Below are 11,849 nucleotides of genomic sequence, written 5' to 3' on the forward strand. Positions count from 1 at the left end.
AACCAGTCCTTATAAATGGCGAGAAAGGCGTTTTTCTAAGCGGGTTTGCCCCATTGACAGCACAAAACAGAATACCCAATAAATGAGAGCCGCTTCGCTGTAAATTAAAATAAACTCATAGTTTTCAGCCGTGATGTTTTGTGCCACACGAAATAATTCCGCAATCCAAACGAGCGAAGCGAGAGACGTATCTTTCACTGTGCTAATGAATGTGTTTGATAGCGAAGGGACGGAAATACGTAAAGCTTGAGGCATAATGGTACGCACGAAAGCTTGTGTGTAATTCATGCCTATCGCATAAGAGGCTTCCCATTGACCTTTAGGAATAGCAAGAATAGAGGCTCTCACTGTTTCTGCCGCATAAGCACCAATATTAATAGAGAACGCAATAATGGCGGTTGGGAAAGGTTCAAGTTTGATGCCAACTTCGGGTAAACCGTAGAAAATAATGAAGATCTGCACCAACATTGGCGTGCCGCGAATAATTGAAATATAAGTGCGACAGATGCCCTGTAGAATTTTCGTCATTAAATTGGGATGCGGCAATGTGCAAATTACAGCCACGATGACAGCAATGAATAAACCGCAAAAGAAAGAAATGACCGCTAGGGGAATCGTATATAAAATTGCCCCTTCCATCATAGGCCAAAACGAGCTGATTACATAATCAGCTCGTTCTGTGGTCATAAATGGAAGGCTTGCTAACCAATTATTGAGTAATGTCATCGCCAAACCATTTGATTGAAAGTTGTTTTAAAGTTCCGTCTTTGCGTAATTCTTCAAGTGCTTGGTTTACTTTCGCAATAAGCGGTTCTTCACCTTTCAAGAAAGCAAAACCGGTCGGGATTTTTTTATCACTTTCTACGGCAATTTTTAAGCCTGCATTAGGTTGTTTTTTGAAGTAATCTAATACTGCTAATTTATCGTTTACTGTTGCATCAACACGACCTTGTTTTACCGCTTCAAGGTTTTGCGCCAAGCTATCAACGGTCACAATAATTGCACCATTATCACGTGCATCTTTGCTCCAGTTACTGGTTGCAGACTGGGCAGATTTTTTACCTTTTAAATCAGGGAATGATTTAATGCTATCGTTATCGGCTTTCGTCACGATTACGCCAGCAGAGTAGTTATAAGGTGCACTGTAATCATATTTTTTTAAACGTTCTGGGCTTGGATTGGTTTGGTTCGCAATAACATCAAAGCGTTTTGCATTTAAACCTGCATACATGCCATCCCAAGCGGTTTCCTTAAATTCAACTTTCCAACCTAATTTTTGAGCAACTTTTTCGATAATTTCCACATCAAAACCGGTTAACTTGCCATCTTTGTCGTGGAAAGTGAATGGTGCGTAAGTTCCCTCAGTACCGACTAATAAGGTTTTAGTTTGTTCAACGCGATCAGCTATTTCACCTGCGTTAGCAAAAGTAGAAAGGGCTAATCCTGCCGCTAAAAGTGCGGTGCTAAAAAATGATTTTTTCATAAGTATTCCTTTTTTAGATAAATAACAAAAGTGAAATGAATTATAAGAAGCGAAAAAGAAAAGAAAAGTATTATTTATTTATGAATTATTTCCTTTAGTTATATTAAATGAAAATTGTTTAATTAATAAACAAAAAAGGTCTGTAAAAACAGACCTTAGATAAAATGAATTCAATCAATAGATTAAGCCTCAATTCCTTCAAATAACGCCGTACTTAAATAACGTTCTGATGCAGAAGGTAAGATCGCGACGATTAATTTATCTTGGAATTCTGGTAGTTTTGCTAAACGGTCAGCTGCTGCCACAGCGGCTCCAGAGGAAATACCCGCAAGAATCCCTTCTTCAGCCATTAAGCGACGAGCGGTAGCAATTGCAGTATCGCTATCTACAGTTTCCACGCGATCAATTAATGATAAATCTAAGTTTTTCGGAATGAAGCCCGCGCCGATACCTTGAATTTTGTGTGGACCTGGTTTCACTTCTTGACCTGCAAGGGTTTGGGTAATAACGGGTGATTCTGTTGGTTCAACTGCCACAGAGGTAATTTTTTTACCGTGATCTAATTTGATTGCACGAGAAATACCGGTAATTGTACCACCGGTACCCACACCAGCAACCACGACATCGACTTTACCTTCAGTATCTTTCCAGATTTCTTCACCAGTAGTTTGACGGTGAATGTCAGGGTTAGCCGGGTTTTCAAATTGTTTTAGCATCACATAATGATTTGGATTAGACGCCACAATTTCTTCTGCTTTAGCAATCGCACCTTTCATCCCTTTTGAGCCTTCAGTGAGCACAAGATTGACGCCTAAACCACGTAATAAACGTTTACGTTCAAGACTCATGGTTTCAGGCATGGTTAAGGTGATTTTATAACCACGTGCGGCAGCCACATAGGCTAAAGCGATCCCAGTGTTACCACTGGTCGCATCAACAATTTCTTTTCCTGCCGTTAAAATGCCATCTTTTTCCGCTTGCCAGATCATGTTGGCACCAATACGACATTTCACGCTAAAGCTTGGGTTACGACCTTCAATTTTTACAACAACGTTACCATTGTGTCCGAAATGTTTTAAACGAACTAATGGCGTATTACCGATTGAGTATGAGTTATCTGCATAAATTGTCATTTTACTGTCCTTTTATATTTGGGAATAATTTGATGCGATAGTTATAACACCAGCTTTAAAATTCAAAAAATAGTTAATAGCTATATTTTATAACTAAATGCTATTTATTCACGATGCTATTTCCTGAAGGCTTAATTTCAGTACTACTAGAATGTGTCACAATTTGTGTTGAACCCGAAGTGCGGTCAAAATTCATATCAAATTTTAATTGTGAGCGATAATTTTCGACCCACATTACGGTCGCGCCACAGACTGCAACGGGAATAACGACTAAATTAACAATCGGTAATGCGGTACAAAGGGTGATTAATGCTCCGAATGTCAGGCTTTGTGTGCGTCTTTCGCCTAATGCATTTTTCATGATGCCAAAGGAAATCTTGTGGTTATCAAACGGATAGTCACAATATTGAATTGCCATCATCCAACAGGTAAATAAGAATGTCAGCACAGGAATAATGGTTTGTCCGATAACAGGGATAAAACTCAATAAGAACAAGCCTACAAATTTCGGTAAGCTGTACCATAGTTTTTGCCATTCACGATTTAGCATACGTGGCACATCTTTCATAATTTCGGCAAAACCATCATCATTAACTGCTTCTCCAGTTAGCATTTTTTCGACTTTTTCTGCTAATAATCCATTAAACGGCGCGGCAATAAAGCCTGAAAGCGTTGTAAAGGCAAAATAGAAAAATAAGAGAATTGAGCCAATAGACAACACAAGCAAAATCACGCTTAAAAAGCTTAGCCAATCTGGAATAAAGCTCATCACCCAGTCAATCATCGTGGAGATTTGTGAGACAAATAGCCAGAATAAGCCTGTAAGTAGAACGACGTTAAGTAAAATTGGCATAATCACAAAACGGCGTAGGCCTTTTTGTGTAATAAAATGCCAACCCATCACGAAATGATTGAAAGCAGATTTTATTTCATTTTGATCGATCATCATTGTTCCTTTAAATTGAAAAGTAAAAAATACAAAATGTCACAGAAAGACAATATTTTTTGAGAAAAATTCCATCTCATCCCTTTTAATCTCTTGTTTGCTTTCCTATTTTTTCACCTGTGGAAATGTGATAGGATTAGCAAAAATCATTGCGTTAAGGAGCAACAAGAATGGACTTAAATACCATTTTGATTATTTTAGGGGTAATTGCTTTAATTGCCTTAGTGGTACACGGATTATGGTCAAATCGCCGTGAGAAATCAAAATATTTTAAAAGCGCGAATACATTTAACCGCACTTCTAAAAACGGTGAGGTCAATCCTTTTTCGCAAGCCGCTGATCCTAATGCGGATATTCGTTTAACACATCGCGCTCAAGCAGCACAGCCTGTACAACAAAGTGTTCAACCTAAAGTGGCACCACAGGCAGCAAGCCAACAGCAATTTAATTTTGATGAGCAACGTGCTCAAGTGGATGCGCGTCAAATAGAAAAAAGCGTGGACGATATTAAAATCTCCTTACCAAATCAGCCGGTTTATGAGATGAATACAACGCAACCTGCTCCTACGCCAGCTCCACAACCTGAACCTGTGGTTTATCCTGAAACGAATGTACAACCGAAACCACGTGTAGCAGAAATGACAATTGAAGAGTTAGAAGCACAAAGCAATGATTTTGATGGTGTAAATTCTTCTTCGCCTGAATTACGTGAGCAGTTAGCCGAGATGTCATTAAATCCAACTCAAGAACCTACTCATGAGAACGTACATTTTAACTATCACGAACCGGTAGAAGTGGAAAAACCAAAACAAACCACTGGCTTTGTTCAACTTTATGTCATTTCAAATCAAAATCGTGAATTCTATGGTCCGCAGTTATCTCAATCTTTAGAAAACTTGGGATTCATTTTTGGTGAGCGTCAAATGTATCACCGCCACTTTGATTTAAGTGTGGCAAGTCCGGTGTTATTTAGTGTGGCAAATATTGAGCAGCCAGGTACGTTTGATTATTACAATATGGCCGAGTTTTCAACTATGGGCGTAGTACTCTTTATGCAGCTACCATCGCCAGGTAATAATTTGGCGAACTTACGTATGATGATTCGTGCAGCGAAAACCATCGCAGAAGATTTAGGTGGCGTAGTGTTGACTGAGCAGCAAGAGATTTTTGATGATGTAGCTGAGCAGGATTACTTATCTCGCATCGCATAAAACGCACGAAAAAATAACCGCACTTTGGGCGAGCCGATGGTTCGCCCATTTTAATTCAATGAGTAAACCGTTAGAGAACATTATGAGCCTTCAGCAACAAATTGATACATTACGTCAGGATCTTCGTCGTTATGAATATGAATATCACGTGTTGGATAATCCAACGATTCCTGATGCGGAATATGACCGTTTATTTCATCAACTTAAAGCCTTAGAAGCCGCCCATCCGGAACTCATTACAGCAGATTCTCCCACTCAACGCGTAGGAGCAAAACCGCTTTCAGGTTTTGCACAAATTCGTCATGAAATTCCGATGCTCTCTTTGGATAATGCGTTTTCAGACGAGGAATTTTATGCATTCGTAAAACGCATTGAAGATCGTCTTATTCGTTTACCTGAACCTCTCACTTTCTGCTGTGAACCCAAATTAGATGGGTTGGCCGTGAGTATTTTGTATGTGAATGGTGTGCTGACTCAAGCCGCGACCCGCGGTGATGGGACAATGGGGGAAGATATTACTGCCAATATTCGCACGATTCGAAATATTCCCTTGCAGCTTTTAATGGACAACCCGCCAGCTCGTTTAGAAGTGCGCGGTGAAGTGTTTATGCCACACGCAGGCTTTGAGCGTTTAAATCAGCACGCTTTAGAGAAAGGTGAGAAAACCTTTGCTAACCCGCGTAATGCAGCGGCGGGATCGTTGCGCCAGCTTGATCCTAAAATTACGAGTAAGCGCCCATTGGTATTGAATGCTTATGGTATTGGTATTGCGGAAGGCGTAGATTTGCCGAATACGCATTATGATCGTTTGCAATGGTTGAAGTCTATTGGGATTCCGGTAAACCCAGAAATCCGTTTATGTAACGGCACAGATGAAGTGTTGGATTTTTATCGTGATATTCAAAATAAACGCAGTTCCCTTGGCTATGATATTGATGGCACCGTGCTGAAAATTAATGATATTGCGTTACAAGAGAAATTAGGTTTTATCTCCAAGGCGCCGCGTTGGGCAATTGCTTATAAATTCCCTGCACAAGAAGAATTAACTCGTTTAAATGACGTGGAATTCCAAGTGGGGAGAACGGGGGCAATTACTCCAGTGGCAAAATTAGAACCGGTATTTGTGGCTGGTGTCACGGTGAGTAACGCCACATTGCATAACGGTGATGAAATCGAACGCTTGGACATTGCGATTGGCGATACGGTAGTGATTCGTCGTGCGGGAGATGTGATCCCACAAATTATCGGCGTATTACACGACCGTCGCCCAGCAGATGCGAGACCGATCATTTTCCCTGAGACTTGTCCTGTATGTGATTCGGCAATTGTTCGTATTGAAGGCGAAGCGGTAGCGCGTTGTACAGGCGGTTTATTCTGTGCAGCACAGCGTAAAGAAGCGCTTAAACATTTCGTTTCTCGCAAGGCCATGGATATTGATGGCGTAGGGGGTAAATTAATCGAGCAGTTGGTGGATCGTGAGTTAATTCATACGCCAGCCGATTTATTTAAGTTAGATTTAACTACGCTGACCCGTTTAGAAAGAATGGGCGCAAAATCAGCCGAAAATGCCTTAGCGAGCCTTGAAAAAGCAAAAAATACGACGCTAGCACGCTTTATTTTCGCCTTAGGAATTCGTGAAGTGGGTGAAGCAACCGCATTGAATTTAGCGAATCATTTTAAAACCTTGGAAGCCTTGCAAAATGCAGATTTAGAAGCCTTACAGCAAGTGCCTGATGTGGGCGAAGTGGTGGCTAATCGTATTTTGGCATTTTGGCATGAACCACATAATGTGGCAGTAGTGAATGATTTAATTGCTCAAGGCGTACATTGGGAAACCGTGGAAACCAAAGAAGTGGCAGAAAACCGCTTTAAAGGCAAAACGGTTGTATTAACCGGAACCTTAACTCAAATGGGACGTAATGAAGCTAAAGCCTTATTACAAGACATGGGCGCGAAAGTGAGCGGCTCGGTTTCAGCAAAAACAGATTTTGTGATTGCTGGTGATGCGGCGGGTTCTAAGCTCACAAAAGCACAAGAATTAGGTGTTACCGTTCTAACGGAAGAAGAATTTTTGGCTCAGATTTAACCGTCTCAATCGAAAAAAAACTAAAAAAATGACCGCACTTCATCTCATCTCAAGATTAAGTGCGGTTTAACTTTTCTTCTTAATAAACGATAGCGGACATTTTAAGCTCTTAATTTACTGGCTCCGCGTTCCAGTTGTTTTGCCAAGCATTCTTTTGAAGCAATAATCTGTTTACCAAAGCGTTTATATAAACGTTGTTTTAATTTTGCCAACCCTTTCACTTTAGCACTTTTTTCTGCCCCAAATAACTGCTTAATATGGAGTGTCACCTGACCAATTTCTTGTAAGGCAATACCTGTTTTGGCTTTTAATTCGTTTAATTGGAACGTGATTTTTTCCTGTACATTCTGTTCTAATCGTTGTGTTAATTCTGCCGTATCGGCGGTTTCATTTTGACACAACTGTTCAAATTCGGCGATTTCTGTACTGAAATCTAGCTGTAACCCTTGTTCCAGTTCAATTAATACTGCAGTGCCGTATTCCAATTGTGATGTTAATTGCTGTTGGCTCTGAACTAATTGATTTTGAATGGCTTCACTTTGCTCAATACATTCATTTAATGATTGTTTCATTTCTGTTTGTTGCTGCATAGCAGAGGCTTTTAGTGAATCAATTCGTTGTTGAATTTGCTGCATAAGATCTGACATTGTTTGTACGTTTTCCATTCTCTTCTCCTTTGGGATTTTTAACCGCACTTAAGAAAAGTGCGGTCATTTTGTTAGTTATTTTTTGATGATTTGTTTTACATCAACTTCTGTTTTATTCCATTCTTTATCGACTTTACCGATAATTTGAATGTTATCTTGAGGTGCTATCGTTTGACCATTCCATGCTTTTTTGCTGACTTCAATTTGGATTTCTTTTCCACTTGCGTCTTTAAATAAGAAATCCTTTTTACCAATTTGTTTTACAATTTGTCCGTCTAAACGAACTGGAGTGTTATCATTGGCATTTAATGCATCAGCAACGGTTTTTACAATGACGCTTTCATCTACAAAACCTTGTTGAGTGACTTGATTATTGCCATCATTAAATCCTTGCGCTATTGCGGTGTTATATACGGCAACAGAAGATAATGCGATAGCTGCAACAGTAAGTAATTTTTTCATAGTTTGTTCTCCTAAATAAGATAATCATAAAGTAAGTTGAAAGTTTTGCTTTCAGATGTATTAAATCATTCAAATCTTAATCTTTTCTTAAGTAATTAACATTTTTCAGATTTATTTATCGATTGGATTGTTTGCCTTTCGATGAGTGTATTTAAACAAGAGAATCTTAAGGAAAGATTAAGAGAGGTAAAAAAAATGAAAATTTTTTGAAAATAAAAAAATAGGGCGTTTAAGCCCTACTTTTATGAGAAAAATGCCCTGGAAATCTACCGCACTTTAGCCTGCTACTGCAGGTAAATAACCTGCTTGAATTAAGAATGGTACGATCATAATGATTACGCCAATTACTAAGGCTATCACTAAGGTTACGTTTCCACCGATTACACGATAAGGCAGATTTGGATTCGCTTGACGTGTTTTCCATGCGAGACCAATAGGTAAAATTAAGCAATAGAATGCACAGAGTAAACCCGCATAGCTTAATGCGGCAATAAAACCTTCAGGATAATACAAGGCGAATGCAAGTGGTGGAGTAAATGCTGCAACAGTCAGTGTTAAACGGTTGTGTGGCAATTTGTAACGTTTAAATAAATCGCCTAAACCTTCAAATACCCCTAGCATTACACCAAGGAAAGAGGTGATTAATGCAAGAGCAGAGAAGACGCGCACGATTTCCCCCATGATGTGGGAGTTGGTGATTTGACGTGTAGCATTGACTAAACCGTTAAGTGTTGGATCCGCTTGGAGTACTTGCACAAATTCATTTTGGCTTAATACACCGTGAGTCGCTAACTGCCATATCAAATAAGCGATTAGTGGAATGGCTGTGCCAATTAAAATAGCTTTACGGAATTGAGTGACACTACCATCTAAATAGCTATTTACGCTACCCATAATGATGTGGAAGCCAAAAGAGGTAAAGAAGATAGGTGCTGCAGAAATCACGAAAGCATAATCTAAAGGCAAGGCCATCAGGTTATCGACAGACACTTTTGGTAACATCATAAATAACACGAAAGCAAAGGCGATTAATTTGCCGATAAACAGAATACGAGTGGCGCCATCAACGCCTTTTGTACCCATAACCACAAAGGCACCGAGTACGACGGTAAATAAAATGATTGAAAGTTCGGAGGAAAGACTTTCAAAGCCAAAAGCCGTTGGTAAGCCAGATAATAATGAACCGCCCCCGGTGATGTATGCTGCTGAAAGGGCATAAAGTAAAATGAGCAAGCTAAAAGTCGCTAAGACACGCCCAGTGATACCAAAGTATTTTTCAGCGAGAGTCGCTACGCCATCATTCAGGCGATCGGCTGTTTGATACACTTCAACAAAAAGTAAACCGCTGTAAACCAAAAGTGCCCATAAGCCGACTAATAAGAAAACGGTATAACCAAAACCAATTCCGGCAGAGGTTAATGGCATCGCGAGCATCCCGGCTCCGATGGTCGTGCCGGCAATGATTAAGGCACTGCCGAATGTTTTGTTCTTTAGCATAAAATTGTCCTCCGAGTATAAATTGAAAAATGAGGTTAAAGCTGACCGCACTTTTCTTTGTAATGATAGCGGCAAACCGAAAGATAAGAGTCATTTCCACCGATTTGGATTTGTTCCCCTTCCTTAATGACTTCACCTTGTTCATTTAAACGTAAAACGAAATTGGCTTTACGCCCACAATAACAGATTGTTTTTAATTCTTCTAGTTGATCTGCCCAAGCAAGTAAATACTTACTGCCTTCAAATAGCTCTGCTTGGAAGTCGGTACGCAAGCCATAGCAAAGCACTGGAATCTTCAGTTTATCGACGACATCACTTAATTGATAGACTTGTTGTTTCGTTAAAAACTGGGCTTCATCAACCAAAACACAATGAATTTTTTCTTGTTGTAAATGTTGGCTCACTTCGGCAAAAAGGTCACTCGTTGACGTAAATAAATTGGCATCTTCATGAATACCAATACGTGACGTGACTTTGCCTAATCCAAAACGGTCATCAATGGCAGCCGTATAAACCATGGTGTTCATATTGCGTTCACGGTAGTTATAGGAAGACTGCAGCAACGTGGTTGATTTGCCCGCATTCATCGTAGAGTAGTAAAAATAGAGTTTTGCCATTATTTAATCACCCATTTCCAGAAATAATAGGCAATAAATCCTGCAACAGGTGGACAGGCTGCTAGCATAAAGGTGCCGTAAGTTGCACCACCGCCAACCATTTTTCCGGCAGCTGAAAGCGCGCTAACGATATCACCACTTGGTGTGGTAAAAATCCATGCGCCAATAATCGCGAGCACTAAGAAACAAGCGATACCGGCTGCACGCATAGCTCTTACTTTAATCATATTTTCCATATTTTTTCCTTAAATTGCAGGGAGTTCAGTCATTGCCCAACGAGGTTTAACATCAATGGCGAGATCGCTATGCTGACCTTGTTTTAAGCGTAAAAAGCCCGTATAGGCAATCATGGCACCATTATCGGTACAAAATTGAGGTTGCGGATAAAATACTTCACCACCAAGATTTTTCATCATTGTGCCAAGGGTTTCACGTAATTTTTTGTTTGCACTCACCCCGCCAGCAATGACTAAACGCTTATAGCCAGTTTCTTTTAAGGCACGTTTACATTTAATGGCGAGTGTATCCACAACGGAATCTTGGAAGGCAAACGCAATATCCGCTTTGGTTTGTTCGGTTAATTCACCTTCTTGTTTGATAGCCTGATTAATAGTGTTTGCCGCTGAGGTTTTTAAACCTGAAAAGCTAAAATCAAGACCCGGGCGATCCGTCATTGGTCGAGGGAATACAAAACGATCTGGTGATCCTTTTTCGGCTAAACGTGAAAGTGCCGCACCACCAGGGTAATCTAACCCTAATAATTTCGCAGTTTTATCAAAGGCTTCACCTGCGGCATCATCAATAGATTCACCAATAACTTCATATTTCCCTACGCCATCAACACGCACTAATTGCGTATGTCCACCTGAAACTAAGAGGGCAATAAACGGAAAGTGCGGTCGGTTTTCATCAAGCATTGGGGCAAGTAGATGGCCTTCCATGTGGTGTACGCCAATAGCGGGCACATTCCAGGCATAAGCCAGTGAACGCGCGATCGTTGCGCCTACTAATAATGCACCCACTAAACCAGGACCGCTTGTATAGGCAATACCATCAATTTGATCAGCGGTTAAATTGGCTTCTTCTAATGCGGCTTTAATTAATGGCGCCGTTTTGCGAATGTGATCGCGGGAAGCCAGCTCTGGCACCACTCCGCCGTAATCCGCATGCAAGGCAATTTGCGTGTAGAGCTGATTGGCAATTAAGCCTTTGTCTTCATCATAAATCGCGACACCTGTTTCATCACAGGAGGTTTCGATTCCTAAAATACGCATTTTATTCTCATTTTATTAAAAAAATTGGCAAAGATTCTACCTTGTTTAGCCCGCCTAAACCAGTTCAAACGCCAAATTTTCAGCAAATAGGCGATCTTTCCTTTGCTTTTGCAGGGAAGATCGATTAGAATTGCGTCCTTTATTGAATTTGCCGTTCATTCGGCAGTAATAAAAATTTAAAATTGCAATTAAATTAAACTCATTGAGGTGATTGGCTTATGCCTGTAATTAAAGTACGTGAAAACGAATCATTCGACGTAGCTTTACGTCGTTTCAAACGCTCTTGCGAAAAAGCTGGTATTTTAGCAGAAGTTCGCGCTCGTGAATTCTATGAAAAACCAACTACAATCCGTAAACGTGAAAAAGCAACACTTGCTAAACGTCACGCTAAACGTAATGCTCGCGAAAACGCGCGCAATACCCGTTTATACTAATTTGTAGTATTTTCTAACTCGAGTTAAGACAAACCGTGAAACCTTTTGGGTATCACGGT

13 protein-coding genes are annotated in these 11,849 nt (G+C 40.2%); 3 read left to right on the forward strand and 10 right to left on the reverse strand.

Annotated elements, in window-relative coordinates:
- Positions 1-9 precede the first annotated feature (9 nt).
- The 4 genes from O3746_RS07140 to cysZ form a co-directional block, all read right to left on the reverse strand.
- Positions 10-726: an amino acid ABC transporter permease gene (locus O3746_RS07140; RefSeq protein WP_049365735.1), complete on the reverse strand. Its 717-nt coding sequence runs from the start codon at positions 724-726 to the stop codon at positions 10-12.
- Positions 710-1,483, reverse strand: coding sequence for an amino acid ABC transporter substrate-binding protein (locus tag O3746_RS07145; protein ID WP_005694744.1), 774 nt, complete (start codon positions 1,481-1,483; stop codon positions 710-712). The genes O3746_RS07140 and O3746_RS07145 overlap by 17 nt, the downstream gene beginning before the upstream one ends.
- A gap of 182 nt (positions 1,484-1,665) precedes the next feature.
- A complete protein-coding gene (gene cysK / locus O3746_RS07150; RefSeq protein WP_295649076.1) occupies positions 1,666-2,616 on the reverse strand; it encodes a cysteine synthase A in 951 nt (316 codons plus the stop codon).
- A 100-nt stretch (positions 2,617-2,716) separates the two neighbouring features.
- A complete protein-coding gene (cysZ, locus tag O3746_RS07155; RefSeq protein ID WP_111327695.1) occupies positions 2,717-3,562 on the reverse strand; it encodes a sulfate transporter CysZ in 846 nt (281 codons plus the stop codon).
- 170 nt (positions 3,563-3,732) lie between these two features.
- On the opposite strand from cysZ, the gene zipA reads away from it, so the two are divergent.
- The gene (gene zipA, locus O3746_RS07160; RefSeq protein ID WP_371448361.1) at positions 3,733-4,773 is read left to right on the forward strand and encodes a cell division protein ZipA; all 1,041 of its coding nucleotides are present in this window, start codon (positions 3,733-3,735) and stop codon (positions 4,771-4,773) included.
- A gap of 82 nt (positions 4,774-4,855) precedes the next feature.
- On the forward strand, positions 4,856-6,859 hold the full coding sequence (gene ligA / locus O3746_RS07165; RefSeq protein WP_371448363.1) for an NAD-dependent DNA ligase LigA: 2,004 nt from the start codon (positions 4,856-4,858) through the stop codon (positions 6,857-6,859).
- 101 nt (positions 6,860-6,960) lie between these two features.
- Here ligA and O3746_RS07170 read toward each other — a convergent pair whose 3' ends face one another.
- The 6 genes from O3746_RS07170 to tsaD form a co-directional block, all read right to left on the reverse strand.
- Positions 6,961-7,524, reverse strand: a complete 564-nt coding sequence (locus tag O3746_RS07170; RefSeq protein ID WP_054420346.1) for a hypothetical protein — start codon at positions 7,522-7,524, stop codon at positions 6,961-6,963.
- Between the two features lie 57 nt (positions 7,525-7,581).
- A complete protein-coding gene (locus O3746_RS07175) occupies positions 7,582-7,968 on the reverse strand; it encodes a YgiW/YdeI family stress tolerance OB fold protein (RefSeq protein WP_054420347.1) in 387 nt (128 codons plus the stop codon).
- A gap of 276 nt (positions 7,969-8,244) precedes the next feature.
- Positions 8,245-9,465 carry an aromatic amino acid transport family protein gene (locus O3746_RS07180; RefSeq protein ID WP_295673141.1) on the reverse strand — a complete coding sequence of 407 codons (1,221 nt, stop codon included), beginning with the start codon at positions 9,463-9,465 and terminating at the stop codon, positions 8,245-8,247.
- A gap of 35 nt (positions 9,466-9,500) precedes the next feature.
- Positions 9,501-10,082: a thymidine kinase gene (locus tag O3746_RS07185; protein ID WP_049373832.1), complete on the reverse strand. Its 582-nt coding sequence runs from the start codon at positions 10,080-10,082 to the stop codon at positions 9,501-9,503.
- Positions 10,082-10,318 carry a hypothetical protein gene (locus O3746_RS07190; RefSeq protein ID WP_049357145.1) on the reverse strand — a complete coding sequence of 79 codons (237 nt, stop codon included), beginning with the start codon at positions 10,316-10,318 and terminating at the stop codon, positions 10,082-10,084. Before O3746_RS07190 ends, O3746_RS07185 begins: the two co-directional genes overlap by 1 nt.
- A 9-nt stretch (positions 10,319-10,327) precedes the next feature.
- Positions 10,328-11,356 carry a tRNA (adenosine(37)-N6)-threonylcarbamoyltransferase complex transferase subunit TsaD gene (tsaD, locus tag O3746_RS07195; RefSeq protein ID WP_371448367.1) on the reverse strand — a complete coding sequence of 343 codons (1,029 nt, stop codon included), beginning with the start codon at positions 11,354-11,356 and terminating at the stop codon, positions 10,328-10,330.
- Positions 11,357-11,574: 218 nt separating this feature from the next.
- Between tsaD and rpsU the strand changes: the two genes are divergently transcribed.
- Positions 11,575-11,790 carry a 30S ribosomal protein S21 gene (gene rpsU, locus O3746_RS07200; RefSeq protein ID WP_005694732.1) on the forward strand — a complete coding sequence of 72 codons (216 nt, stop codon included), beginning with the start codon at positions 11,575-11,577 and terminating at the stop codon, positions 11,788-11,790.
- The last annotated feature ends 59 nt before the right edge of the window (positions 11,791-11,849 follow it).

The organism is Haemophilus sp. 27098_8_127, from assembly GCF_041433495.1.
Classification (GTDB): Bacteria; Pseudomonadota; Gammaproteobacteria; order Enterobacterales; family Pasteurellaceae; genus Haemophilus_D.